The 24,604-nt window shown below is 68.3% G+C and carries 24 protein-coding genes, 1 tRNA gene and 1 pseudogene; 11 read left to right on the top strand and 15 right to left on the bottom strand.

Going from position 1 to position 24,604, the window contains the following annotated elements; all coding sequences use genetic code 11:
- Nucleotides 1–75 precede the first annotated feature (75 nt).
- Nucleotides 76–2,034 carry an acyl-CoA dehydrogenase gene (locus SLQ33_RS00645; RefSeq protein ID WP_319451853.1) on the top strand — a complete coding sequence of 653 codons (1,959 nt, stop codon included), beginning with the start codon at nucleotides 76–78 and terminating at the stop codon, nucleotides 2,032–2,034.
- Nucleotides 2,035–2,040: 6 nt separating this feature from the next.
- On the opposite strand, the gene SLQ33_RS00640 is transcribed toward SLQ33_RS00645, so the two are convergent.
- Nucleotides 2,041–2,520, bottom strand: a complete 480-nt coding sequence (locus SLQ33_RS00640; protein WP_319451852.1) for an LppP/LprE family lipoprotein — start codon at nucleotides 2,518–2,520, stop codon at nucleotides 2,041–2,043.
- Nucleotides 2,521–2,610: 90 nt separating this feature from the next.
- Between SLQ33_RS00640 and SLQ33_RS00635 the strand changes: the two genes are divergently transcribed.
- From SLQ33_RS00635 to SLQ33_RS00625, 3 genes and pseudogenes are all read left to right on the top strand, one after another.
- On the top strand, nucleotides 2,611–3,678 hold the full coding sequence (locus SLQ33_RS00635) for an alpha/beta fold hydrolase (protein ID WP_319451851.1): 1,068 nt from the start codon (nucleotides 2,611–2,613) through the stop codon (nucleotides 3,676–3,678).
- A gap of 125 nt (nucleotides 3,679–3,803) precedes the next feature.
- Complete coding sequence (locus SLQ33_RS00630) at nucleotides 3,804–4,172, top strand: DsrE family protein (protein WP_319451850.1); 369 nt, start codon at nucleotides 3,804–3,806, stop codon at nucleotides 4,170–4,172.
- Between the two features lie 599 nt (nucleotides 4,173–4,771).
- Nucleotides 4,772–5,803: pseudogene (locus SLQ33_RS00625) on the top strand (PGRS repeat-containing protein); the annotation flags it as partial.
- A 20-nt stretch (nucleotides 5,804–5,823) separates the two neighbouring features.
- Here SLQ33_RS00625 and SLQ33_RS00620 read toward each other — a convergent pair.
- Nucleotides 5,824–5,899 (bottom strand) — tRNA-Asn (locus SLQ33_RS00620).
- Nucleotides 5,900–6,057: 158 nt separating this feature from the next.
- Between SLQ33_RS00620 and SLQ33_RS00615 the strand changes: the two genes are divergently transcribed.
- A complete protein-coding gene (locus SLQ33_RS00615) occupies nucleotides 6,058–6,306 on the top strand; it encodes a hypothetical protein (protein ID WP_319451848.1) in 249 nt (82 codons plus the stop codon).
- On the opposite strand, the gene SLQ33_RS00610 is transcribed toward SLQ33_RS00615, so the two are convergent.
- The 4 genes from SLQ33_RS00610 to SLQ33_RS00595 all read right to left on the bottom strand — a co-directional run bounded on the left by SLQ33_RS00610 (nucleotide 6,303) and on the right by SLQ33_RS00595 (nucleotide 11,016).
- Complete coding sequence (locus SLQ33_RS00610) at nucleotides 6,303–6,608, bottom strand: hypothetical protein (RefSeq protein WP_319451847.1); 306 nt, start codon at nucleotides 6,606–6,608, stop codon at nucleotides 6,303–6,305. The genes SLQ33_RS00615 and SLQ33_RS00610 overlap by 4 nt on opposite strands.
- 66 nt (nucleotides 6,609–6,674) lie before the next feature.
- Entirely contained in the window at nucleotides 6,675–8,603 is a 1,929-nt protein-coding gene (gene dnaG, locus SLQ33_RS00605) for a DNA primase (protein ID WP_319451846.1), read from the bottom strand.
- Between the two features lie 31 nt (nucleotides 8,604–8,634).
- Nucleotides 8,635–9,894, bottom strand: coding sequence for a deoxyguanosinetriphosphate triphosphohydrolase (locus SLQ33_RS00600; protein ID WP_319451845.1), 1,260 nt, complete (start codon nucleotides 9,892–9,894; stop codon nucleotides 8,635–8,637).
- Between the two features lie 39 nt (nucleotides 9,895–9,933).
- Nucleotides 9,934–11,016: a hypothetical protein gene (locus SLQ33_RS00595; protein WP_319451844.1), complete on the bottom strand. Its 1,083-nt coding sequence runs from the start codon at nucleotides 11,014–11,016 to the stop codon at nucleotides 9,934–9,936.
- A 60-nt stretch (nucleotides 11,017–11,076) separates the two neighbouring features.
- Here SLQ33_RS00595 and SLQ33_RS00590 point away from each other — a divergent pair, with 60 nt between their 5' ends.
- Both SLQ33_RS00590 and SLQ33_RS00585 read left to right on the top strand, forming a co-directional pair.
- A complete protein-coding gene (locus SLQ33_RS00590; protein ID WP_319451843.1) occupies nucleotides 11,077–12,045 on the top strand; it encodes a GlxA family transcriptional regulator in 969 nt (322 codons plus the stop codon).
- On the top strand, nucleotides 12,045–14,024 hold the full coding sequence (locus tag SLQ33_RS00585; protein WP_319451842.1) for a TPM domain-containing protein: 1,980 nt from the start codon (nucleotides 12,045–12,047) through the stop codon (nucleotides 14,022–14,024). The genes SLQ33_RS00590 and SLQ33_RS00585 overlap by 1 nt, the downstream gene beginning before the upstream one ends.
- Before the next feature lie 69 nt (nucleotides 14,025–14,093).
- On the opposite strand, the gene SLQ33_RS00580 is transcribed toward SLQ33_RS00585, so the two are convergent.
- The gene (locus SLQ33_RS00580) at nucleotides 14,094–14,981 is read right to left on the bottom strand and encodes a hypothetical protein (protein ID WP_319451841.1); all 888 of its coding nucleotides are present in this window, start codon (nucleotides 14,979–14,981) and stop codon (nucleotides 14,094–14,096) included.
- Nucleotides 14,982–15,138: 157 nt separating this feature from the next.
- Nucleotides 15,139–16,581 (bottom strand): glycine--tRNA ligase, encoded by a 1,443-nt coding sequence (locus SLQ33_RS00575; RefSeq protein WP_319451840.1) that lies wholly within the window; start codon nucleotides 16,579–16,581, stop codon nucleotides 15,139–15,141.
- 30 nt (nucleotides 16,582–16,611) lie between these two features.
- Here SLQ33_RS00575 and SLQ33_RS00570 point away from each other — a divergent pair, with 30 nt between their 5' ends.
- Nucleotides 16,612–16,965 (top strand): metalloregulator ArsR/SmtB family transcription factor, encoded by a 354-nt coding sequence (locus SLQ33_RS00570; RefSeq protein ID WP_319451839.1) that lies wholly within the window; start codon nucleotides 16,612–16,614, stop codon nucleotides 16,963–16,965.
- The gene (locus tag SLQ33_RS00565) at nucleotides 16,962–17,357 is read left to right on the top strand and encodes a Fur family transcriptional regulator (protein ID WP_319451838.1); all 396 of its coding nucleotides are present in this window, start codon (nucleotides 16,962–16,964) and stop codon (nucleotides 17,355–17,357) included. The genes SLQ33_RS00570 and SLQ33_RS00565 overlap by 4 nt, the downstream gene beginning before the upstream one ends.
- A gap of 3 nt (nucleotides 17,358–17,360) precedes the next feature.
- Here SLQ33_RS00565 and SLQ33_RS00560 read toward each other — a convergent pair whose 3' ends face one another.
- The 3 genes from SLQ33_RS00560 to recO are packed head-to-tail and all read right to left on the bottom strand — an operon-like array spanning nucleotide 17,361 to nucleotide 19,484.
- Nucleotides 17,361–17,810, bottom strand: a complete 450-nt coding sequence (locus SLQ33_RS00560; protein ID WP_319451837.1) for a hypothetical protein — start codon at nucleotides 17,808–17,810, stop codon at nucleotides 17,361–17,363.
- Complete coding sequence (locus SLQ33_RS00555) at nucleotides 17,807–18,694, bottom strand: decaprenyl diphosphate synthase (protein WP_319451836.1); 888 nt, start codon at nucleotides 18,692–18,694, stop codon at nucleotides 17,807–17,809. Before SLQ33_RS00555 ends, SLQ33_RS00560 begins: the two co-directional genes overlap by 4 nt.
- Nucleotides 18,639–19,484 (bottom strand): DNA repair protein RecO, encoded by an 846-nt coding sequence (gene recO, locus SLQ33_RS00550; RefSeq protein WP_319451835.1) that lies wholly within the window; start codon nucleotides 19,482–19,484, stop codon nucleotides 18,639–18,641. The genes SLQ33_RS00555 and recO overlap by 56 nt, the downstream gene beginning before the upstream one ends.
- A gap of 71 nt (nucleotides 19,485–19,555) precedes the next feature.
- Here recO and SLQ33_RS00545 point away from each other — a divergent pair, with 71 nt between their 5' ends.
- Nucleotides 19,556–21,001 (top strand): amidase, encoded by a 1,446-nt coding sequence (locus SLQ33_RS00545; protein WP_319451834.1) that lies wholly within the window; start codon nucleotides 19,556–19,558, stop codon nucleotides 20,999–21,001.
- Nucleotides 21,002–21,012: 11 nt separating this feature from the next.
- The gene (locus SLQ33_RS00540) at nucleotides 21,013–21,498 is read left to right on the top strand and encodes a CAP domain-containing protein (protein ID WP_319451833.1); all 486 of its coding nucleotides are present in this window, start codon (nucleotides 21,013–21,015) and stop codon (nucleotides 21,496–21,498) included.
- A 6-nt stretch (nucleotides 21,499–21,504) separates the two neighbouring features.
- Here the strand turns inward: SLQ33_RS00540 and era are convergent, their stop codons facing one another.
- From era to ybeY, 4 genes are all read right to left on the bottom strand, one after another.
- On the bottom strand, nucleotides 21,505–22,404 hold the full coding sequence (gene era / locus SLQ33_RS00535) for a GTPase Era (RefSeq protein ID WP_319451832.1): 900 nt from the start codon (nucleotides 22,402–22,404) through the stop codon (nucleotides 21,505–21,507).
- A gap of 73 nt (nucleotides 22,405–22,477) precedes the next feature.
- Nucleotides 22,478–22,792 carry a cytidine deaminase gene (locus SLQ33_RS00530; protein WP_319451831.1) on the bottom strand — a complete coding sequence of 105 codons (315 nt, stop codon included), beginning with the start codon at nucleotides 22,790–22,792 and terminating at the stop codon, nucleotides 22,478–22,480.
- Entirely contained in the window at nucleotides 22,789–24,069 is a 1,281-nt protein-coding gene (locus SLQ33_RS00525; protein WP_319451830.1) for a hemolysin family protein, read from the bottom strand. Before SLQ33_RS00525 ends, SLQ33_RS00530 begins: the two co-directional genes overlap by 4 nt.
- Nucleotides 24,066–24,602, bottom strand: coding sequence for an rRNA maturation RNase YbeY (gene ybeY, locus SLQ33_RS00520; protein WP_319451829.1), 537 nt, complete (start codon nucleotides 24,600–24,602; stop codon nucleotides 24,066–24,068). The genes SLQ33_RS00525 and ybeY overlap by 4 nt, the downstream gene beginning before the upstream one ends.
- Nucleotides 24,603–24,604: the final 2 nt, after the last annotated feature.

The raw sequence follows: 24,604 nt of genomic DNA, 5'->3' as shown, positions 1-24,604 counted from the left end.
TGGCCGGCGAAGTCAGGATCGCCTGGGTTTGCGACATCACGTTTCCCGCTGCGCGTTGTTGGCTACCGTCGACTTATGACCACCACTGCGGATCACCTACGCAACGCCCTCGACGGTCGCTGGCGCGACGTGAAGAACGGTGTACGCCAGGAACTGGCCGGTGAGATCTTCCGGCCGCACTACACGCCCAACACCGTCATCGCGCGGACCAAGGTCGCCGAGCAGCTGAAGATCATGGCTGCCAGGGGCGCGGCCGAGGACGGGTTCAAGAAGGAGCACGGCGGCAACGGCGACGTCGGCGCGGCCGTCACCCGCATCGAGATGTTGGCGATGTCGGACCTGTCGCTGATGGTCAAGGCTGGCGTGCAGTGGGGGCTGTTCGGCGGGGCCATCGAGAACCTGGGCACCGAGCGTCATCACCAGGCCTACGTGAAGAAGATCATCAACCTCGAGCTACTGGGTTGCTTCGCGATGACCGAGACGGGCCACGGCAGCGACGTCCAGGCCCTGGAGACGACGGCCACCTACGATCCCGCGACGGAGGAGTTCGTCATCGACTCCCCCACCCGCACGTCACGCAAGGATTACATCGGCGGTGCCGCCCAAACGGCAAGGGTGGCAGCAGTGTTCGCGCAACTGATCACCGACGTCGACGGCAAGCCGACCAGCCACGGCGTGCACTGCCTCGTCGTTCCGCTGCGCGACGAAGAGGGCAACGACCTGCCCGGCGTCACGACGTCCGACTGCCACTACAAGGGCGGGTTGCCCGGCGTCGACAACGGCCGCATCCAGTTCGACAACGTCCGCGTCCCGCGGGAGAACCTGCTGAACAAGTACGCCGACGTCGCCCCCGACGGCACGTACTCGTCGCCGATCGAGAACCCGGGGCGGCGGTTCTTCACGATGCTCGGCACGCTCATCCGCGGTCGGGTGACCGTCGGCGGCAGTGCTGGCGCGGCCGCGCGGGTGGCGCTCGACATCGCGACGCGATACGCGTTGGAGCGCAGGCAGTTCGAGGCACCTGGCGACGACCAAGAAGTGCTCATCATGGACTACCTCGTGCATCAGCGTCGGCTCTTCCCGTTGATCGCCAAGTCGTATGCCCTGCAGTTCGCCCAGAACGAGCTGGTGGCCAAATGCCATGAACTGCAGACGTCGGACGACCCCGATGCCGAGGAGCAGCGCGAGTTGGAGTCGCGCGCAGCAGGTCTGAAGGCCGCCCAAACCTGGCACGCCACCCGCACCATCCAAGAGGCCCGCGAAGCCTGCGGCGGCGCAGGGTATCTCGCCGAGAACAGGCTGATCGCGCTCAAGGCCGACACTGACGTGTTCACCACGTTCGAGGGCGACAACCACGTGCTCACCCAGTTGGTGGCCAAGGAACTGCTGACCGCCTACGCCGATGACGTCAAGGGCATGAGCCCGGTGGAATGGGTGCGCTTCGCGGCGAACTTCGCTGGCGAACGGGTACTGAAGCGCACTGCGGCGCAAACCATCATGCAGACCATCCTCGACACCCGGCAGGACAACGAAGAGGAGGGCTCGCTGTTCAACCGCGGCACTCAGGTCGCGATGTTCGAGGACCGCGAGGAGTACATGCTGTCCTCGGTGGCGCGCCGGCTGCAGGGCAAGGCCAAGGAGATGTCGCCGTTCGACGCCTTCAACTCGGTGCAGGACCACGTGCTGCACACCGCGCAGGCCCACATCGACCGCGTCATCCTGGAGGCGTTCGTCGCGGGCATCGACACGTGCGAGGACCCGAAGGCCCGCGAGATCCTCGGGCTGGTGTGTGACCTGTACGCGCTATCGGTCATCGAGGGCGACAAGGCCTGGTTCGTCGAGCACCGCTTCCTGTCGACCGAGCGCGCCAAGGCAGTCACCCGCGCGATCAACGAGAGGTGCCGCAAGCTCCGGCCGCACGCTGAGCTGCTGGTCGACGGCTTCGGAGTGCCCGAGCAGCTGCGCTACGCCGAGATGCTGCACCCCGAGCACATTCCCGACGCCGACGAAGACGAATCAAAGGACGCCGACTGAGCGAGGTCAGGGGCCAGGGATCGGGTCGAGCGCCTTGAGCGTCAGGTTGTCACCGACCTGAAAGCGTGCGGTGCCGATACCGGTTGGGCAGCAGGGCTCGTCGCTGCCTTGCGCCCACTGATACTGGACGGTGACGGTGTCCTCGTTCGACGACACCACGGCGACGTAGGGCCGTGGCTCGGGCGTCGGCGTGCCGATCGGCGAGTTGTGGTCGAAGAACAACACCTGCTGCGGGCGGTCCGGCGCGGTGTCCGTCGGACTGATCTGAACCCAGTACAGCCTGCAGTTCGTGGTGTGGCCGCGCGCCGTTTCCTTCAAGCCAGCGCCGAGCTTGGCGAGTTCGTAGTTCACCGTGTCGGCGGTGGGTCCTTCTGCGGCCGTGCAGGTGTCGGCCTTCGTCGGCGGCGCGCTCGGCGGGCTCCATCCGCAACCGGCGACGATCAGGGCCATCGAGGCTACGGCTGCGAGACTGCTGACAAGTCGCATGACACGAGCTTACGGGTGGCCGTGCCCGAGCACGCCGAGCAAACCCGCACAACCACAGCGAACTCACAGCCAGCCATTTAGGCTTCGACCATGCCGCCCGAAGCACCTCCGCAGGAGGTCCGGTTCTGCCGTAGTTCGGACGGCACCAGGATCGCGTACGCGATCCACGGCTCGGGGCCGCCGCTGCTGCTCACGACGTGCTGGCTGAGCCACCTCGAGTTCGACTGGGAGAGCCCGGTGTGGCGGCACTTCCTGCTCGACTTGGGTCGGTTGGCCACCGTGATCCGCTACGACGAGCGCGGCTTCGGGATGTCGGACTGGAACGTGTCCGAGTTCGGCCTGGAGGCCAACGTGGCGGACCTCGAAGCCGTCGTCGACGCCGCGGGGCTCGACCGGTGCGCGATGGTCGGCATGTCACAGGGCGGACCGGTGGCCATCACGTACGCCGTCCGGCATCCGGATCGCGTGAGCCGACTCCTTCTGTACGGCACCTACGGCGCCAGGACGCCCGACCCCGAGCAGTTGGAGCTCGAACAGACCTTCCAGCAGCTGATCAAGGTGGGTTGGGCGCGGCCGGACAGCACCTTCCGCCGCGTCTTCACCCAACTCATGATCCCCGGCGCCTCCGAGGAGCAGGCCCGCTGGCTGGACGCACTGCAGGCCCGCGCGACGTCGACGGAGAACGCGATCCGGTCGCGCGGTGCGCGCGCCGATGCCGACGTGAGCTCCCTGCTGTCCCAAGTCACCTTGCCCACCATGGTGATACACGCCAGAGGCGACCGGATGAACCAATTCGCGGAGGCTCGCGAGCTCGCCTCGCAGATCCCTCAGGCCCGGCTCGTGACGTTGGACAGCGACAACCACATCACCCTCGCCGACGAGCCGGCATGGCCGGTGTTCGTCGAGGAGGTAGCGAGTTTCCTTGCCGCCGAGGGGCTTTCGGCTCCCAGCACGCCAGCGGCACTGCGCACCCTCACCAGCCGTGAGCTCGACGTACTGCGGCTGGTCGGGCAGGGTCGTGACAACGCGGAGGTGGCCAAGGAATTGGCGCTCTCCGTTCGCACCGTGGAGCGACACCTCACCAGCATCTACACCAAGCTCGGCCTCACCGGGAGGTCGGCGCGCGCCGCGGCCGTCGCCCGGTTGCTCAGTAACTGACCTGCGTGCCAGCCGCCATCGCGGCCACGTCTCGAGCGCCAAACACGGCGGTCGGCACCGATTCCGCGGGCCCCCAACCTTCATAACGTCTTCCTCGTCACAACGACAACCAACAGGAGGACGACATGAACAGCGAAAACAAGGCCGCCATCAGCCTCACCACCGGTCTGGAGGATCCCGAGAAGGTCACCGTGGCGTTCCTGGTGGCGCTCGGCGCCGCCGAGGCGGGACGCCCGACGATGATGTTCCTGACCAAGGAGGCGGTGCGCCTCGCGGTGCCGGAAGTCGGCGTCGCGACCGCATGCGAGGGCTGCCCGCCGCTGGCCGAGCTCATGGAACGTTACGAGCGGGCCGGAGGCCGCTACCTGGTCTGCCCGCTGTGCGTGCAGGCCAAGAAGCTCGACTCCGGCAACTTCATCCGGGGCGCCGAGGTCGGCGGAACCGTTCAGCTGTGGAGCTGGATCGGCGACGGAGCCACCACGTTCAGCTATTGAAGCGACGACGGGGGTGCGGTCTCGTGGCCGCACGCCCCGGGCTGCTGACCGGACACTGAGCCGGTCAGCAGCCCGAAACCCTGCAATTTCAAGGTCTTTGGCCGATTGGTCAACCCATCCATGACAGAGGTGAATATGCCATGCAGTACTCGACAATCACCGCGGCTGTGGCCGCAGGCGTGCTGGCCGTTGCGGGCACCAGCGCTGCCGGCGAGACGCACACCGCGGCAACGGAACGCTCTGGCGACCGCACGACCGTTGCGGCGGCGCTGAGCACGCCAAACTCCCGCTACGCGGCAGCCGGTATCCCGCGCGCCGTCGCCTCGAGCCCTCACGGCGGTCCGGGCTTAGGCGGCGCGGCGCCGGTTGCGTTCGTGCCCCATGCGGCCGGCGGCGGCATTGCCATACATCACGATTCGCAAGTTGAGGTAGCGGAAAATGGTTCTGTACCAACGGTTTATGCGCGGCTGACAACGACGCAGACGGGAAGCGCGCCGAAGCGCGCGGTCGCCCAACGGGTGGGTGGCGCGTCGGTGTCATTGCCGACGATCGACATCAGCCCGAACCTCGTCGCCCCCAGTGGGGCGGACTTCGGCAGCATGATCGGGGCCTTCATCGCCGTGTTCGTCAGCAACGGTGACGAGCCGGGTGAGAACGGCGGTCTACTCATCGGCAACGGCGCCATGGGCGGCGTCGGCCAGAACGGTGGCAACGGGGGACTGTTGTTCGGCAACGGCGGCCGCGGCGGTGACGCCATCAACGGCGGGGCAGGCGGTAACGGCGGCAATGCGGGCCTGTTCGGCAACGGCGGCGCAGGCGGCAGCGGCTACTACGCCAACGCCAACGCCACGACCCCTGCCACCGGCGGCGACGGAGGCAACGGTGGCAGCGGCGGCATGCTGGTCGGCAATGGCGGCGCAGGCGGCTCGGGTGGCACGGCGGATCAGATTGCGAGTGGCACCGCGAAGGGTGGCAACGGCGGTGTCGGCGGAAACGCGGGCATACTCGCCGGCAACGGCGGGACCGGTGGCACCGGCGGTACCGCAACGGCGAACACCGCCTCCGCCAATGGCGGCAACGGCGGCAACGGCGGCGACGCAGGCATCGGCGGGGCCGGTGGTACGGGCGGGGCGGGCGGCGGCGGCGACAGCTACAAAGGTGGTTCCACCGGCGGTGCGGGCGGAAACGGCGGCGACGGCGGTGCCGGAGGTGGCGGTGGCGGCGCGGGCGGTAACTCGCAGAGTGAGCTCAATCTGAGCTCCGGCGGTTCAGGCGGAGACGGCGGGGATGCGACCGGCTTCGGCAACGCGGGCAACGGCGGAGCTGGCGGCAACTCCGCAGGCACAGACGCCGGCGGCGGCAACGGCGGCGCCGGGGGTGACGCCACGGCCGGCGCGGGAGGATCAGGTGGCCATGGCGGCGCCGGTACTGGCAGCACCGGTCCTGGCAAGGGCGGCAGGGGCGGTAGCGGCGGCAACGGGACTCCCGGCGGCTACGGCGGCGGGGGCAGCGGAGGAAGCTCGACCGGAAGCGCGGGCACGGGAGGCGGCGGAGGCGACGGTGGCCCCGGTAGTCCCGGCGGCGCGGGAGGCTCCGGCAGCACCTCGAACGGAGCCGACGGCAACGACGGCTAGCCGAAAGCGCTCTCAACTGGCTCCCCCGCCTGGACTCGAACCAGGAACCGTCCGATTAACAGTCGGAAGCTCTGCCAATTGAGCTACAGGGGATTGGCTGTCGGCACGCAGACTGAGCCCGCGGAACCGAAGGAGACTCTAGCGCACCAACCGCCTGACTTGGAATTCGGATACCGACGTCTGCCCGGCAGCGCGGCACCGGTGGAGTGAGGCAGGATGGACACGATGCAGCGTCACGAGGGAGGAGTCCTGTGATCCGATTCGCCGCCGTCCTGGCCGTGGGTTACGTCTTGGGCGCCAAGGCGGGCCGTCGTCGCTACGAGCAGCTCGCGGGCACCTACAAGGCGATCACCGAAAGCCCGAAGACCAAGGCGATCATCGACGCGGGGCGCCGCAAGGTGGCCGATCGGGTGTCCCCCGATCCGACGATGGTCACGCTGACGCCGATCGACTCAACGACCTCGGTGCTACAGCCCGAAACGCGCTCGGACAGGCGCTAGGGCGAGCGCCAGGTCTGGCCGGGCAGCAGGTTGCCGGTGGTGACTCCGATGCCGCCACCGGGCACCGTGCCCGAGTTGGGTCCGTAGATGCCGAAGTCAGGCGTGCCCACGTTGATGCCGTTGCCGTTGGAGACGCTCACGCACACGGGTTCGCCGCCGTTGGAAGTGACTGTCGCCAGGCATGGGGGTCCCGCGATGGTCGCGGCGACGCCGCCGCTCGTCAAGGCAATCGCGATCGGAGCAGCCACGGCGGCGATCGTCAGCGCGCCTGCGGCGACGAGTCGGTGTGCTCGGATGGTCATGTACGGGCCCCTCCATGCGTGAACGTGCAGTTGGACAGCGCACCCACCATAGCGCGACGGGCGCAGCTACGCAGTAAGGTCGTCGCCGCTGGCCTGCTGGAGCAGGCTCTTTCGGTACGTCTCCAGGGCGATGAGGTCGCCGAACAAGGCGTTGTAGTCGTCACTCTGCTCGACCGGCGACATCCGTTGCAGCTTGGACTTCATCTCGGCGATCTGGCGGCCGACCGACACTTCCTGTAGTCGGGCCAGCACCCCGCCGACGTAGCGCGGTAGCCGCTCGTCGTCGTCGACCTTGATGGACTCGACTCCGAGTTCGCTGACCATGCCTGCGGCCTCGGGCGCCGTCACCTGCGCCCGGACGGCCTCGATCCAGTCGCCACCGGACAGCCCGGCCGACATGCCCCCGGCGGCGGTGATGGCCATCCGGACCGCGGCGTACCCGGCGTGAGTGAAGCTGTCGACGTGCAGCGTGTCGAACACCGGGCCTGCGAGCGCCGGATACTGCAGCGCGGCCTTGAGCGCCTCACGCTGCGGCCACAGCGTGGGATCGCGGGGGTCGGGGCGCGTCACGACGGGTCCCTCGGCGGCGGCGGGTCGACGCCCCTCGCGCCGCGGCGCGGCGGCCCCTGGCTTGGCGGTCTCGCGCACCCGGCTGATGACTTGGGCGACGTCGGCCCAGCCGACCCACCCGGCCAGCTGGCGAGCGTACTCGTCGCGCAGCGTCGGGTCCTTGATCTTGGCGACCATCGGCACGCAGCGGCGCAGGCCCTCGACCCTCCCCTCGGCGCTGTCGAGGTCGTGTTCGGCCAGCGCAGTGCGAATCGCGAACTCGAACAACGGAGTTCGACGGGCGACGAGGTCGCGCAGCGCCGCCTCCCCCGACTTCAGCCGCAGGTCGCAAGGGTCCATGCCGTCGTCGGCGACGGCGACGAACGACTGGCCGGCCAGGTTCTGCTCGCCCTCGAGCGCCTTCACCGCGGCCGCGCGGCCCGCCGCGTCGCCGTCGAACACATAGATCAGCTCGCCGCGAAAGAACTTGTCGTCCATCATGAGTCGGCGCAGCATCGACAAGTGCTCGTCGCCGAACGCGGTGCCGCACGACGCGACGGCCGTGGTGACGCCGGACAGGTGCATCGCCATCACGTCGGTGTAGCCCTCGACGACCACCGCCTGGTGACCCTTGGCGATGTCGCGCTTGGCCAGGTCGAGGCCGAACAGGACGTTCGACTTCTTGTACAGCACCGTCTCCGGCGTGTTGACGTACTTGGCCTCCATGGTGTCGTCGTCGAACAGCCGACGCGCACCGAAGCCGATGACCTCGCCCGTCGACGGCCGGATGGGCCACAGCAGCCGACGGTGGAAGCGGTCCATCGGCCCGCGGCGGCCCTCCCTGGACAACCCGGCCGCCTCGAGCTCCTTGAACTCGAATCCCTTGCGCAACAGGTGCTTCGTCAGCGTGTCCCACCCCGACGGCGCGAACCCGCAGCCGAACTGCCTGGCCGCCTCGGCGTCGAAGTTGCGCTCCACCAGGTACTGGCGAGCCGGCGCGGCCTCCGCCGACTGCAACGCCTCGGCGTAGAACTCCTGTGCGGCCGCGTTGGCGGCGATCAGCCTGCTGCGGCTGCCGCGGTCGCGTTGGACGTTGGTGGTCGAGCCGCCGGTGTAGGTGACGGTGTAGCCAACCTTGTCGGCGAGCAGCTCGACGGCCTCGACGAACGTGACGTGCTCGATCTTCTGCAGGAAGGCGTAGACGTCGCCGCCCTCGCCGCAGCCGAAGCAGTGGAAGTGACTGTGGTTCGGCCGGACGTGGAACGACGGCGACTTCTCGTCGTGGAACGGGCACAGCCCCTTGAGCGAGTCGACGCCTGCGCGGCGCAGCTGAACGTAGTCACCGACGACGTCCTCGATGTTGACGCGTTCACGAATGGCGGCGATGTCGCGATCGGGAATCCGCCCCCGACCCCGGGTCGCTTCGCTCCTCGCCGCGTCTGGCATTGGGTCAGTCTATGCACCTGGACCGACCCGGCTACTCCGGTTCGATTCGCTCTACCCTGCCCTCGGTGTACGAGGCGATCTGGTCGAGGATCACCCGGAGCCGGGCACCGTCGTCGGGTGCGGCGTTGAAGTCCGGCACGAAGATCGGGTCAAGGGTCGACGGCGCCCGCGCCAGCAGGAACTCGGCGACTCGGTGGATCCGGTCCCGCTGCTGGGCCTGCAGTTCGAGGTGGCGCGGATCGGACATGATGAACTGCAACGCCAGGATCTTCAGCACCGTCACCTCGGCCCGGACCAGCGCGGGCACCCGCAGCTCGGCCTGGTAGCGCACCAGCGGACCGGGGCCGGCGGCCTCGCGGGTCGCGGCGATGGCGGCCGATGCGAATCGTCCCACCAACTCGCTCGTCACCTTCTTGAGTGCGACGGACGCGGCCAGGGTGCCGTCGTACTTGCCGACGGCGGCGACCACCGGCAGTGCGGACAGGCGCTGCGCGGCCGCCGTCAGGTCGGCGGCGATGAGCCCGGCGCCCATGCCGTGCGATTCGCCCAGCTTGCCGAGCACCGCGGCGGCGTCGTCGTCGGCGAGCACGCGCATGTCGATGCGGCCGGACACGACGCCGTCCTCGACGTCGTGCACCGAGTACGCGACGTCGTCGGCCCAGTCCATCACCTGCGCCTCGAGACACGGCTTGCGCTCAGGCGCGCCGATGCGGGCCCAGGACGCGGCGGGTTCGTCGTCGGCGTAGAAACCGAACTTGCCCCCGCTGGGAGCCCGGTACCAGGGATACTTCGTGACGGCGTCGAGCGCGGCGCGGGTGAGGTTCAGCCCCGCGCTACGCCCCTGGGAGTCAAGCACTTTCGGCTCGATCCGGGTCAGGATGCGGAAGTTCTGGGCGTTGCCCTCGAAGCCACCGAAGTCGACGGAGAGCTCGTTGAGCGCTCGCTCGCCGTTGTGCCCGTACGGCGGATGCCCGATGTCGTGGGCGAGCCCGGCAAGTTCGACGAGGTCCGGGTCGCAGCCCAGCCCGACCGCCATGCCTCGTCCGATCTGCGCGACCTCCAGCGAGTGCGTGAGTCGTGTGCGCGGCGTCTCGCTATGCCGCGGGCCGACGACCTGCGTCTTGTCGGCCAGCCGCCGGAACGCCGCGCTGTGCAGCACCCGCGCCCGGTCGCGGGCGAAGTCGGTGCGGTGCTCGGTGTCGGTGCCGGGCAACGCGGCACCCTTGCGCGCCTCGACCACCATGCGCTGCCGGTCGAAGTCGTCGTAGGGGTCGTGCTGGGACGTGATCACTGACGCACAGTCTGCCAGCACGGCACCGTCGTTCGGCCATCACGCCTGATGACCGATGAGCACGTTCTGAGGTACGGGTGAGGAGTCGAGGCGGGTGCGCTCGCCGAAGTACAGCAGTTCCCACAGCGTCTGGCCGGATGCGGTCGACACGTCGTCGCCGTTGCGGTGGTCGACGGAAACGTCGCCGATGAAGCGCAGATAGGCTCCGGCGGTCCCGAAGTCGAGCGTTGACACGTCCCGGCGGTGGTCGAACACCACGGTGAACGAATCGTCCCCCTCCTTCACGCGGTACTCGAGCCGCTTGTCCACAGGCACTTGGGTTTCCGCGTGCGTGACCACCTGTCCACCGGTGAACGCGACCTGGTCGGCACCCACCGCCGATGCGAGGATGGCGCCGTCCTTGGCCACCATGACGGCCGGTAGCGGCGCCTTGGCGAATCGGTCGTGGCTGACGAACATCAGCGTGACGACGGTGTAGTCGCCGACGCGGGCGCGACCCCAGTACCAATGGTCGAGCACCTTGCGCGGTGCAACGTTGCCCCAGTTGTGGTCGTGGTATCCGGTGCCGACGTGGTGCTGGGTGTTTCCGGCGACCGTCATGAAGGCTTCGACGGCACCCCTTGGCACCGTCGGCAGCCAGGCGATGTAGTGCTCCTCGTCGGTACCGAAGAACGCATGTCCGGTGGCAGGCCGCCACGGCGGTACCTCGGCACGCAGCGTGAAATCTGCTCGTAGGTCGTCGATTTCGACGTGGATGCGATATCCGTCGGCGTCGCGGCGGAAGGTGTTCGCGCCGATGGCGACGTCGCAGTCGCGCTCGGCGGCCGCGAAGTCCTCGGGCGCGCCCACATGGGTCCAGTCGGTCCGCCCGCCCGCGGCGTCGGTACGGGTCACCAACACGAAGGGTGTCAGCGGCGCCTTCGGCGAGACGTAGGGCGGCTTGGTGTGGAACTCGACGGTGACGGTCGACCCGTCGTCGAGGTGCGCGTCGAAGTACCACCATTCGAAGGTGCCGTCGGCGGCGGCAGTGCGCAGTCCGTCCTCCCAGTCGGCGATGACGCCTTCGGTGAGGCCGAGCCGGTCGAAGTGGCGGGGTTGGTCGCCGATCAGTGCATTCGTCATGGCGCTGACGCTAGGGAGCGGTCCGGCATCGATCGCGACAAGCCGCGTAGCATTTGCGACATGCATGTCGGCGTCATGGCGGTCCCGGCGTGTTGGGACTCGGGCCTGGTGACGATTCTCGACGTGCTGCGCGGAGCGAACACCGCCCGTTTCCAGATCGACCGCGACCTCCCCGCCTTCGAGGTGTCGACCGTCGGGACCGACTCCGAACCCGTGCGCACCGCGGGCGGACTGCTCGTGCCCATCGACCTCACCACCGAAGACCTTGGCGCGCTTGATCTGCTGGTGGTACCCGCCCTGACGATGAACACTCCCGGCGGCATCGTCGACGTCCTGCTCCGCGATGACGTACGCGCGGCGCGCAACGCCGTTCGGGAGTGGGCTCGCTCTGGGCTGCCACTGGCCGCGGCCTGCACGGGCACGTTCCTGCTCGCCGACGCGGGCGTACTCGACGCCCGGCACGCGACCACGAGTTGGTGGCTGGTCGACGAGTTCCGCCGCCGCTACCCGCGCGTCGCCCTCGACATGTCGCAGATGGTGATCGCAGACGGATCGATCACCACCGCCGGGGCGGCGTTCGCGCACATCGACCTGGCGATGCACATCGTGGCGTCGGTCAGTGCGCAGCTGGCCGATGCCACGGCCGCGCTACTGCTGTTCGACGAGCGACCGGCCAGAAGCGTTGGCGCCGCACAGAGTTACCTCGCGACCGCCGACGCGCTCGTGATGGACTTCGAAGCGTGGGTCCGCGCGAACTTGGAGCGCGACATCAGCATTCCGGAGGCGGCACACGCCATTGGGACCACGCGACGCACGCTGGAGCGTCGGGTCCGGGACCGGCTCGGCGTGACCCCGTACGCGCTCGTGCAGCGGCTGCGTGTCGAGCGTGCCCACCACCTGCGCCAGACGACGTCGCTGACGCTCGACCAGATCGCGCCGCTGGTGGGCTACGCCAGCGCCGCGGCCTTGCGGAAGCCGCTACGGGCGTCACGCCGCGGGGCGGTCGGCCCGGTCACTACATTGACATGATGCGCACTTCCCGCTTCCTCCGCCTGCTCCTCGCGGTGCTCACCGTGGGCGTGCTGTTCGCGCCGAATGCGACCGCGGAGCCGCCGTTCCGGCTCTCGAACTACGTCAGCGATCGCGCGGGGGTGCTCACGGGAGGGCAGCTGTCCGGGGTGCAGAACGCCGTCGACGAGCTCTACAACTCCCAGCGCATCCGGTTGTGGGTGGTCTACGTCGACGACTTCTCCAACCAGCAGCCCGACGCTTGGGCACGAAACACGTTCAATCTCAGCAACCTTCAGCCCGGTGACGTGATCCTCGCGATCGCCACCACCGCCAGGGAGTACTCCCTGCAGGTGCCCGACACCACGGCCCCCGGGGTGGACGTCGACACGTTGCGGGTCGGGCAGATCGAGCCCAAGCTGCGCAACAGCGACTGGGCAGGTGCCGCGGTGGCGGCCGCGAATGGGCTGTACCCACCGCCGGCCACCCCCATCCCGTGGGTCGGTGTGTTGGTGTTCCTGGCGATCGTCGCCCTCGTCTTGCTGGCGCTGGTGCTCTGGTCACGGCGGCGCCGCCGCAAGCGCCGCGAGGCGGAGTTCGAAGCCGCGCGGCGCGTCGACCCGGCCGACCCCAGTGCCCTCGCGTCGTTGAACCTCGACACGCTCGACGATCTTTCCAAGTCGATGGTCGTGGACGTCGACAACGCGGTGCGCACCAGCGACAACGAACTGACACTTGCCGTCGAGGAGTTCGGCGAGAAGGACACGGCGCCGTTCACGGCCGCGGTGACGAACGCGAAAACGACGCTGGCACAAGCCTTCAACGTGCGCCAGATCCTCGACGACGCGGTTCCGGAGACACCACAGGCGCGGCGCGATCTGCTCACCCGCGTCGTCGTCGCCGCGGCCAAGGCCGACCGAGAGCTCGACGCGCAACGCGACGCATTCCAGGCGCTGCGCGACCTCATCATCAATGCGCCGTCGCGGCTCGACACGATGACCCAGCAGATGGTCGACCTGACCGCACGCATCGAGCCGGCGCAACAGACCCTGACGAGCCTGCGCACGCAGTACGCGGACACCGCGCTGGCGTCGGTCGCCACCAACGTCGACGTCGCCAAGCAGAGGCTGGCATTCGCCGACCAGAACATCACCAACGCCCGCACGCTGGTCGCCCGTCCGGCTGACCGCCAGAGCGGGCTCGTCGATGCCGTGCGGGCGGCGGAGTCGGCGCTCGGCCAGGCCCGCACGATGCTCGACGCGATCGACAGCGCCGCCACCGACATCAACCGGGCCGTCGCCGGCTTGCCCGCCGCCATCGCCGACATCCAGTCCGGCATCAACAACGCGGCAGCCCAACTGGCGCAGAACAACGTGCCGCACGGCTCCGAACTGGGCGCCGCGCGCGACGCCGCGGTCAAGGCCGTCACCGCCGCGCAAGCCAATGGGACCGCCGATCCGCTCGGAGCGTTCACCCAACTCACCCAGGCCGACGCCGAACTCGACCGGCTGCTCGCCGCCGTGAGCGAGGAGCGCGCCACCGCCGAGAAGCTGAGCCGCGCCTTCGACCAGGCGCTGTTCTCCGCGCAGTCGCGGGTACGCGGGGTGTCGGACTTCATCGACACGCGGCGCGGCAGCATCGGACCCGAAGCCAGGACCCGGTTGGCCGAAGCGGTGCGGCAGCTGGACGCGGCGCAGGCTAAGCGGGCGACGAACCTCGGGGAGGCTATCGCGCATGCCAACGGCGCGGCGATGCTCGCCTCCCAGGCCCAGTCGATGGCCAACTCCGACGTCAGCGCGGCACAGCGTTCGTACGCGGGACGCTATGGCGGCGGCAGCGACACGGGCGCGATGCTCGGCGGCATCATCATCGGCAACATCCTGTCCGGGGCGCTGCGCGGTGGCCTCGGCGGAAGCATCGGTGGCGGATGGAGCTCGACGTCGTTCGGCGGGTCGGGCGGCGGGGGCGGTGGCTTCCGAGGCGGCGGCGGCCGCTTCTAGCCTCGGTCCTCCGGCGAGCGCGCGTGTTTGCGGGCGACACGCCGGTCATCGACCCGACTTTGCGCGCGCTCACGCAGCCAACGGACGTGTGAGCTCCGACGCGATGCTGCGCGACATCTCATAGGGCCTATGCCTCACGTCGTCGGCAACGATCGCCAGTACCGACCAATCGAGGTCTCGCAACGCGGCCCGCTTCTGGCGGTCTCGACGAAAGGCCTCGGGCGAACTGTGGAAGTCGAAGCCGTCGTACTCGACGGCGAGTTTGCGATCCGGCCAAGCGAAGTCGACCCGCCACGTCCGCCCGCTGAGGTCGATGATCTCGAATTGAAGTTTCGGCGTGGGCAGCCCGTGGTCGATCATCACCAGCCTGGCCTCGCTCTCCATCGGCGACTCCGCCTCGCCTGCCGCCAGTGGGATCAATTCCCGCACAGCGACGATGCCGCGCCGTCCGAACTGCTCCACCGCAGCCATGTGCATGCCCTGGCGATCGCATGTCCCGCTGCGAAGGGCGGCGTCCAAGGTGGCCAGCGCCCGCGGACGACGAAGACTGCGTGCCACCTCCACTGCCGTCCATGCCGGGGCGGTTGCGCGCCTGCCGTCGACCATTACGAGCGGTGCGCCCTCGCGACGGTGCACCTTCAATCCGTCGGAGGCTCGCAGCAGGTGGCGCGGCGGCGTGAGGACGTGGAGGTCGTCGTCCTCCTCGGTGTCGAAGCCGTACGCCGCTGCCGCTGTGCCAAGGCAGATCGCCACCGGTGCCCCCACGCGCAGGTCGAGACCGCGCAGGCGGGTCAACACGTCGGGCTCGCCAGCCGTGTAGATGCCCGTCCAGACCTTGATCAGCTGACCGCTGGCTATCCGCGTGTCGAGTTGGCTGCGGCTGAGCACCGTCAGCAATTCGCCCGATGTCGCTACGCCACCACGCGCGTCAAGCAACTGACGTAGTTGGTCGTCCATGACCAGGAGCGTTGTCGCGCGTCACGACGGCCGATAGGCAGCGCGGCGCATCTGTGGATGACGGCGCAACTGTGGACGACGGCGCCGCGCGAGCGCGCGCAAAGTCGGGTACCCGACCGGCGTGTCGCCCGCAAACACGCGCGCTCGCCGGAGGACGTTAGGAGCCCTTGAGTCGCACGGCCAGGTAGTCGGAGACGGCGTCGAGCGCCACCCGTTCCTGCGTCATGGCATCGCGTTCGCGGATCGTCACGGCCTGGTCCTCGAGCGAGTCGAAGTCCAACGTCACACAGAACGGGGTGCCGATCTCGTCCTGGCGGCGATACCGCCGACCGATCGCGCCGGCGTCGTCGAACTCGACGTTCCAGGACTTGCGCAGCTCGGCCGCCAGATCGCGGGCCTTCGGCGACAGGTCGGCGTGCCGCGACAGCGGAAGGACTGCAGCCTTGATCGGCGCCAACCGCGGATCCAATCGCAGCACCGTGCGCTTGTCGACGCCGCCCTTGGCGTTGGGCGCCTCGTCCTCGGTGTAGGCATCGACGAGGAACGCCATCAGCGACCGCGTCAGACCCGCCGCAGGCTCGATGACGTACGGCACGTAGCGCTCCTCGGTGGCCTGGTCGTAGAACGACAGGTCGACACCGGAATGCTTTGAGTGCGTGGACAAGTCGAAGTTAGTCCGGTTGGCGACACCCTCGAGCTCACCCCACGGGTTGCCCGAGAAGCCGAACTTGTACTCGATGTCGGTGGTGCCGGCGCTGTAGTGCGACAGCTTCTCCAGTGGGTGCTCGTACAAGCGCAGGTTGTCACGGTCGATGCCGAGGTCGACGTACCACTGCAGCCGCGTGTCGATCCAGTACTTGTGCCATTCCGGCGCGGTCGAGGGCTCGACGAAGAACTCCATCTCCATCTGCTCGAACTCGCGGGTGCGAAAGATGAAGTTGCCCGGGGTGATCTCGTTGCGGAAGCTCTTGCCGATCTGGCCGATTCCGAACGGTGGCTTCTTGCGCGCGGTGGTGACCACGTTGGCGAAGTTGACGAAGATGCCCTGCGCGGTTTCCGGCCGCAGATAGTGCAGCCCCTCCTCGGTCTCGATCGGCCCGAGGTAGGTCTTCAGCATCATGTTGAAGTCGCGCGGCTCGGTCCACTGTCCCTTGGTGCCGCAGTCGGGGCAGACGATCTCCGTCATCGCCACGGCGTCCGGGTCGTCGAGGCCCTTCTTGAGGGCGTACGCCTCCTGCAGGTGGTCCTGACGGTGCCGCTTGTGGCAGTTCATGCACTCGACGAGCGGATCGTTGAACACCTCGACGTGACCGGAGGCCACCCACACCTCGCGCGGCAGGATGATCGCGCTGTCCAGGCCGACGACGTCGTCGCGGCCGGTGACCACCGACCGCCACCACTGCCGCTTGATGTTCTCCTTGAGCTCGACGCCCAATGGCCCGTAGTCCCACGCCGACTTCGTGCCGCCGTAGATCTCGCCGGATTGGAAGACGAGGCCACGGCGTTTCGCCAGATTCGCGACGGTGTCGATGATGGAAGCCACGGGTTGACAGCGTAGCGAGCTGGCCGGGCCGGTCCACGACCGCGACCCCGTTGACATGCGAAACCGCGCATGTACGCTGAGCCCATAATGAAAACGGTTTCCAACTTGGCCGTTCCCGCGGACAGCAGCGACGTCCAGCACGACGGCGTCGTACTCGACACCGCGGGGGAACTGCTGCGGGCACTCGCAGCGCCGGTGCGGATCGCGATCGTGCTCCAACTGCGCGAGTCGTCACGTTGCGTGCACGAGCTCGTCGACGCCCTTGCGGTGCCGCAACCACTGGTGAGCCAACACCTGCGCATCCTCAAGGCCGCGGGCGTAGTCGCGGGCGAACGCACCGGCCGCGAGGTGCACTACCGGCTGGTCGACCACCATCTCGCGGAGATCGTGTTGGCCGCGGTCGCACATGCCGCCGAGTACACGGACCCCGAACCCCGTTGAGCGGCACGGTAGTTCGCGCGACACGGCAACGCGCGGCGATCTCGGCGCTACTGGAGAACGTCGACGAGTTCCGCTCGGCGCAGGAGCTTCACGACGAGCTGCGCCGCCGAGGCGAGAACATCGGACTGACCACCGTGTACCGCACGTTGCAGTCCATGGCGGCCTCCGACCTCGTCGACACGCTGCGCACCGACACCGGTGAGTCGGTGTACCGGCGCTGCTCGGCGCACCACCACCATCACCTGGTGTGCCGGGCGTGTGGCGCCACCGTCGAGGTCGCGGGCGGCGCGGCCGAGACGTGGGCCGCCGAAGTCGCTCGCGAGCATGGCTTCTCAGACGTCAGCCACACCATCGAGATCTTCGGCGTGTGTGGTGACTGCGCGAAGGGGTGAGCGCTAGCTCGGCGCAAGGGCGTCGCGCACGTCCTGTCCGGTGGCGAGCACCAACAGGATCAGCGTGCGCAGCGCCTCGTCACTCAACCCGGTGGCGGGAAAGTTGTAGCGCAGCAGCACGTCCCCCGTCTTCTTCGCGGGCGACCGACGCTTCGCCCCCTTCTGCGTCTCCCCGTTGACGGGAGCCTCGACGGTCTTCTCCACCAGCACGACGGTGCCGAGCATCGTCTTGCTCGCGTGCTCGGCGACGGTTTCGCGAGTCTTGTTGGTCAGCGGCAGATCCCACGCCAACGGCTGGGTCAGGGACACCATCTCCAACCCGTCCGCGATCGTCACCACCCGCAATGACGCCACCGTGCCGTCGTGGCTGACGGTCAGCCCGTCGTCGTCTTCGTCGATCAAGGTGGTCACCTCGGCGAGCACCGCCGAGAGCCGCTGCTGGAGGCTCGTCATTCGGCTCGCCCGAAGCGCCGGTTCCGGTTGACGTACTCCACGCACGCCTCCCAAAGGTCGCGGCGGTCGTAGTCCGGCCAGAGCTTGTCCTGGAAGACGTACTCGGCGTACGCCGCCTGCCAAAGCATGAAATTGCTGGCCCGCTGCTCGCCCGAGGTGCGGATGAACAGGTCGACGTCCGGAATGTCGTTGCGGTGCAGGTGCTTGGCGATCGTGGCCTCGGAGATGCGGCTCGGGTTGAGCTTGCCCGCCGCGGCTTCCTCGGCAATCTGCCTGGCCGCTTCGACGAGCTCGGTCCGCCCGCCGTAGTTGACGCAGTAGTTGATCGTGATGACGTCGTTGTTCACCGTCATCTGCTCGGCGATGTCGAATTCCTTGATGACGCTGCGCCACATGCGAGGTCGCGAACCGACCCAGCGCATCCGCACGCCCATCGCGTTGAGGTTCTCCCGGCGCCGCCGCACCACCTCGCGGTTGAACCCCATCAGGAAGCGCACCTCCTCGGTGCTGCGCTTCCAGTTCTCGGTCGAGAACGCATACACCGTCAGGTGCTTGATGCCGATTTCGATGGCGCCGCAGGTGATGTCGATCAGCACCGCCTCGCCCATCTTGTGCCCCTCGGTGCGACCGAGCCCGCGCTGGGTGGCCCAGCGGCCGTTGCCGTCCATGACGACGGCCACGTGGTTGGGCACCTGGCCCTGGGGAATCAGCGGTGCCGACTCCTTCGACGTGTGCTGCGGCGGGCGGGAGAACGGGCCGTTGGTCCTTGGCGGCAGCTCGGGGAACACCACCGGCCACGTCGACGTGTCAGGGAAGGTCGGATAGTCGTCAGGCGCCGGCGGCAGCTGTGGGTAGCTGGTCTTCCCCGCTCGCTTGGATGCCATGCGCAATATCCTGCCCGACCAGGGCTGCACGCTGGTCAGCGACCGTGCGATCGATCCGATAGACCCGCTCGACCAGCGGCAACGTCCGCAGCTGGCGCTCGAGATGCCATTGCAGGTGGGCGGCCACCAGTCCGCTGGCCTGGCTGCGGTGTGACGACGAGGACGCCTCGGCGACCTCCCAGTCGCCGTCGTGCAACGCGCTCATCAGGTCGAGCACTCCCTGCGGCGGCGTGACCGAGCCCGACGGGCGACAGTGCACGCACACGCTGCCACCCGCGCCGACGTGGAACGCCCGATGCGGGCCGGGCGCCGCGCAGCGGGCGCACTCGGTGAGGGCGGGTGCCCAACCAGCAATCCCCATCGCCCGCAACAGATAGGCGTCGAGCACCAACTCCCGCGGCCGGTTGTCGTCGGCCACCGCCCGCAACGCGCCGACGGTGAGGCGGTGCAACGCGGGTGCGGGAGCCCGTTCCTCGCCCGCGAGCCGCTCGGCGGTCTCCAGCACCGCACACCCACAGGTGTAGCGGCCGTAGTCGCTGACGATGTCGCTGGCGAACGCATCGATGGCCTGCACCTGGGTGACGATGTCGAGGTTCCGGCCGGGGTGCAACTGGACGTCGATGTGCGCGAACGGCTCCAGCCGCGCCCCGAACTTGCTGCGGGTGCGACGCACGCCCTTGGCCACGGCGCGGACCAGACCATGATCGCGGGTGAGTAGGGTCACGATCCGGTCGGCCTCGCCGAGCTTGTGCTGTCGCAGCACCACCGCCCGATCCCGGTACAACCGCATCCCGACAGTCTTGCACCGTGAGCCGACATCGTCCGTGAGGCTCGGCCGCACCGATTATCCTCGGTATCAACATGGTCCAGTCTCCGTCCTCCTCCGCTAAAACCGGAAACTTTCCTACCCTGACGCAGCAGCTATATCGGCTCGCTAGCGGCAGGGCCACTTCCGTCGACCTCGTCACCCGCGCATTGGACGCGATCGAGCAGAGCCAACCCACGCTCAACGCCTTCCGCGTGGTGCTCCGCACCCAGGCCCTCGCCGACGCTGCGGAGGCTGACCGCAAACGCGCCGCGGGAGAAGAGCTTCCGTTGCTCGGCATTCCCATCGCCGTCAAGGACGACGTCGACGTGGCAGGGGTGCCGACGCGGTTCGGCACGTCGTACGAAGGTGCGCCCGCGGCGGCGGACGCCGAGGTGGTGCGCCGGCTACGGGCCGCGGGAGCGATCATCGTCGGCAAGACCAATACGTGCGAGCTCGGGCAGTGGCCGTTCACCAGCGGCCCGGCGTTCGGCCACACCCGCAATCCGTGGTCGCGCGAACACACGCCGGGCGGTTCGTCGGGCGGCAGCGCGGCCGCCGTCGCCGCGGGACTCGTGACAGCGGCGATCGGGTCCGACGGCGCGGGCAGCGTCCGCATTCCGGCCGCGTGGACGCACCTCGTCGGGATCAAGCCGCAGCGCGGCCGCATCTCGACGTGGCCGCTGCCAGAGGCGTTCAACGGCATCACCGTCAATGGCGTGCTCGCCCGCACGGTCACCGACGCGGCGTTGGTGCTCGACGCCGCGTCCGGCAACGCCGATGGCGATCTGCACAAACCGCCCGCGGTGCGCGCGTCGGAGTACGTCGGCCAGGCGCCGGGCCCACTGACGGTCGCGGTGTCCACGAAGTTCCCGTTCAACGGGTTCCGGGCCAAACTGCACCCCGAGATTCACGCCGCCCTGGATTCGGTCGCCAGCCAGCTTCAGGACCTCGGGCACAGCATCACGCCCGCCGATCCCGATTACGGACTGCGCATGTCGTGGAACTTCCTGTCGCGGTCGACGTCGGGGCTACTGGATTGGGCGGACCGGCTCGGGCCGACGGTCGCGCTGGATAAGCGCACCACGAGCAATATGCGGATGGGGCTGCTGCTCTCCCAGCAAGCGCTGCGCAAGGCCAGGGCCCGCGAAGCCCAGACTCAGCGCCGGATCGGGTGGATCTTCAACGTGGCCGACGTGGTGCTGGCCCCGACCACTGCGTTGCCCCCGCCGGGTGTGCACGACTTCGACCGGCGCGGCGGACTGTCCACTGACCGGGCCATGATCAAGGCCTGTCCCGTGACGTGGCCATGGAATCTGGTCGGCTGGCCGTCGGTCAACGTCCCCGCCGGCTTCACCTCCGAGGGGCTGCCCATCGGCGTGCAGCTGATGGGTCCGGCGAACAGCGAGCCCATGTTGATCTCGCTCGCTGCCGAACTCGAGGCCATCAGCGGGTGGGTTACCAAGCAGCCAGAGGTTTGGTGGAACGACTCCGTCGCGTAGTGTCCACATACATGAAGGTCAGCGTTGTTTGGCGGGTGCTCCCGGTGCTCGCCGTCACGGGTGCCGCCATAGTTGCCATGCCGACGGCAAACGCCGACAACAAGCGGCTCAACGACGGCGTGGTGGCGAACGTCTACACCGTCCAGCATCAGCACGGCTGTTCGACGGAAATCAAGATCAATCCGCAGCTACGGCTGGCCGCCGAGTGGCACGCCAACGACGTGCTGAACAACCGCGCCCTCGACGGCGACATCGGCTCGGACGGTTCGACGGCCCAGAGCCGGGCGAATGCCGCCGGCTTCACGGGCGTCGTCTCCGAGACCGTCGCGATCAACCCGGCGCTGGCGATCAACGGCGTCGACATCATGAACCAGTGGTACTACCGGCCCGACTACATGGCGATCATGTCGAACTGCGCGAACTCCCAGATCGGCGTCTGGTCGGTGAACAGCCTGGACCGCAGCGTCGCCGTCGCGGTGTACGGCCAGCCCGGATAGCCACGCCTAAAAGCCCAGCCGGCCAAGCTGTTTGGGGTCGCGCTGCCAGTTCTTTGCGATCTTGACGCGTAGGTCGAGATAGACCTTGGTGCCGAGCAGCTTCTCGATCTGAACGCGGGCGGCGGTGCCGACCTCTCGCAGTCGCGCACCACCCTTGCCGATCACGATGCCCTTCTGGCTGTCGCGTTCGACGTACAGGATGGCGTGCACGTCGATGAGGTCGTCACGGCCCTCGCGCGGGTTCACCTCGTCGATCACCACGGCCAGCGAGTGCGGCAATTCGTCGCGCACGCCTTCGAGCGCGGCCTCGCGGATGAGCTCGGCCATCAGCACTTCCTCGGGCTCGTCGGTCAGCTCGCCATCGGGATAGAACGCCGGCCCGGGTGGCAGCTGCGCGACGAGCACGTCGATGAGCACGTCGATCTGTTCACCCGTGGTGGCCGAGACGGGCACGATCTCCGCCGTGCCGTCGGTCAATTCGCTGACGGACAGCAGCTGCGCGGCGACCTTCTCCTTGCTCACCTTGTCGGTCTTCGTCACGATCACGACGAGTGTGGTCCTGGGCGCGATGGTGCGGATCTGCTGGTAGATCCAGCGATCTCCTGGTCCGATCGTCTCGTCGGCCGGGATGCAGAGGCCGATGACGTCGACCTCGGAGTAGGTGCCCTTGACCAACTCGTTGAGTCGCTCCCCCAGCAGCGTGCGCGGGCGGTGCAGACCGGGGGTGTCGACGAGGATGATCTGGAAGTCCTCGCGGTGCACAATGCCGCGGATGGTGTGGCGCGTGGTCTGCGGCCGGTTCGACGTGATGGCGACCTTCGCGCCGACGAGCGCGTTGGTCAACGTCGACTTACCGGTGTTGGGCCGTCCGACGAAACAGACGAAGCCGGAGCGGAATTCGGTCATCACGCAGCCTCGTCGAGACTGCGGTGAGATCGCGAAAATCCGTAATTTGGTGATCTCCCCGCAGTTTCGGCGATCATTGGAGGTTTCCCGCGCGGTCGGTGACGATGACGGCAGCGTCGGCGGACAGTTCGCGCACCGCGGCCACTCCCGCGTCGTCTTCAGAGCCGCCGACCAGCACGACGGCCTCCAGTCCCGCGGCGCCGCTGGACACCGCCGCGGCGACCGCGGCCTGCAGCGCCGTCAACGTCAGCGCGTCGAGGGGGACGGGCGCCGCCGCGTAGGTACGGCCATCGAGATCCCGCACCGCGGCGCCACTTCCCGCCTCGGCGCGGGCCATCGCGCCGCGTGCGAGCACCACCAGCTTCGAGTCCTCGGCATCGAGGCTCATGACTCCCCCTCGGGTTCGGCGGGCGTGACCAGCACGGTGCCGACGCGCACCCGACCGCGGTGGTCGGCGCCGCCTTCCGCGCGCAGCCGCAACCTATCCCAGGTCACTTCGGCCCCGGGCAGCGGCACCCGGCCGAGTTCGTGCGCAAGCAATCCGCCGACCGTGTCGACGTCGAGCTCGTCGTCGAGCTCGAGTTCGTAGAGCTCGGCCAGATCCTCGAGCGACAGCCGCGCCGACACTCGAAAGTTCTTGTCGCCCAACTCCTCCACCGGGGCCACCTCGTCGGTATCGTACTCGTCGGCGATCTCGCCGACGATCTCCTCCAACACGTCCTCGATGGTGACCAGGCCTGCGATCGCGCCGTACTCGTCGACAAGCAGCGCCATGTGGTTGCGGTCGCGTTGCATCTCCCGCAGCAGTTCGTCCAGCGGCTTGGAGTCGGGCACGAACACCGGCGGGCGCATCAACTCGCCGACCCTGGTGTCGATGCCGTCGTTGGCCGAATACGCCTGCTGCACCAGGTCCTTGAGATAGACCACACCGACGACGTCGTCGACGTTCTCGCCGATCACGGGGATTCGGGAGTGCCCGCTAAGCACGGCCAGCGACGTGGCTTGACGCGAGGTCTTGTCCGATTCGATCCACACCATCTCGGTGCGCGGCACCATCACCTCGCGTGCGGGTGTGTCACCGAGCTCGAACACCGACTGGATCATCCGCCGTTCGTCATCCGCCACGACGCCACGCTGCTGCGCCAGGTCGACGACTTCCCGCAATTCGATCTCGGAGGCGAACGGGCCGTTGCGGAACCCGCGCCCCGGCGTCAACGCGTTGCCGATCAGCACCAGCAGTCGGCTGATCGGCGCCAAGAGCACCGAGATCGCCTGCAGCGGAAGCGCGGCCAACAAGGCGATCGAGTAGGCATGCTGACGCCCGAGCGTTCGTGGTCCGACGCCGACCGCGACGAAGCTGACCACCACCATGATCCCCGCCGCGCCGACCAGCCCCCAGCGCAGCCCAAGGCCTTCGAACAGGTACGCCACCAGCAGCACCGTCGCGGCCGTCTCGCACGTAATACGAAGCAGCACTACGAGATTGATGTAACGGGGGCGTTCGTCGACGACGCGCAGCAGGCGCACCGCACCCGGGCGCTCGTCGCGGACCAACTCCTCGATACGCGCCATGGAGACCGTGCTGATGGCGGCATCGATGGCCGCGAACAACCCGCCGAGCAGGATGAGCGCGACCGCGCCGAGAAGTGGAGCCAATCCGGTCACTGTTCGTCGAAGTACCGCGACCCGTCGAGCAGTCGTCGGTCCTTTTCGCTCTGCCGGTCGACGTGATAGGCCTCGACCTGATCAGCCACCCACTCCTCCAGTAGTTGGCGTTGCAGGGCGAACATCTCCTTCTCCTCGTCCGGTTCGGCGTGGTCGTAGCCCAGCAGGTGCAGCACACCGTGAACCGTCAAGAGGGCCAACTCCTGACCCAACGAATGTCCGACCTTCTCAGCCTGGGTAGCCGCGAACTCGGGGCACAACACGATGTCGCCGAGCATCGACGGGCCGGGGTCCGGCGCGTCGGGGCGGCCGCCGGGCTCGAGCTCGTCCATCGGGAAGCTCATCACGTCGGTGGGGCCAGGCAGGTCCATCCACCGCATGTGCAGGTCGGCCATCGCCGCGGTGTCGAGCAGCACCATCGACAGTTCGGCGGCGGGGTTGACGTCCATTCGCGCGATGACGAACCGTGCCACGCTGACGAGCTCGGTCTCGGAGACGTCGATGCCCGACTCGTTGGATACCTCGATGGTCATGG

This window comes from Mycobacterium sp. RTGN6, from assembly GCF_033804605.1.
In the GTDB taxonomy this organism is placed as follows: Bacteria; Actinomycetota; Actinomycetes; order Mycobacteriales; family Mycobacteriaceae; genus Mycobacterium.
The sequence above is the reverse complement of the archived record's forward strand: the minus strand, read 5'-3'. Positions and strand labels throughout refer to the sequence as shown.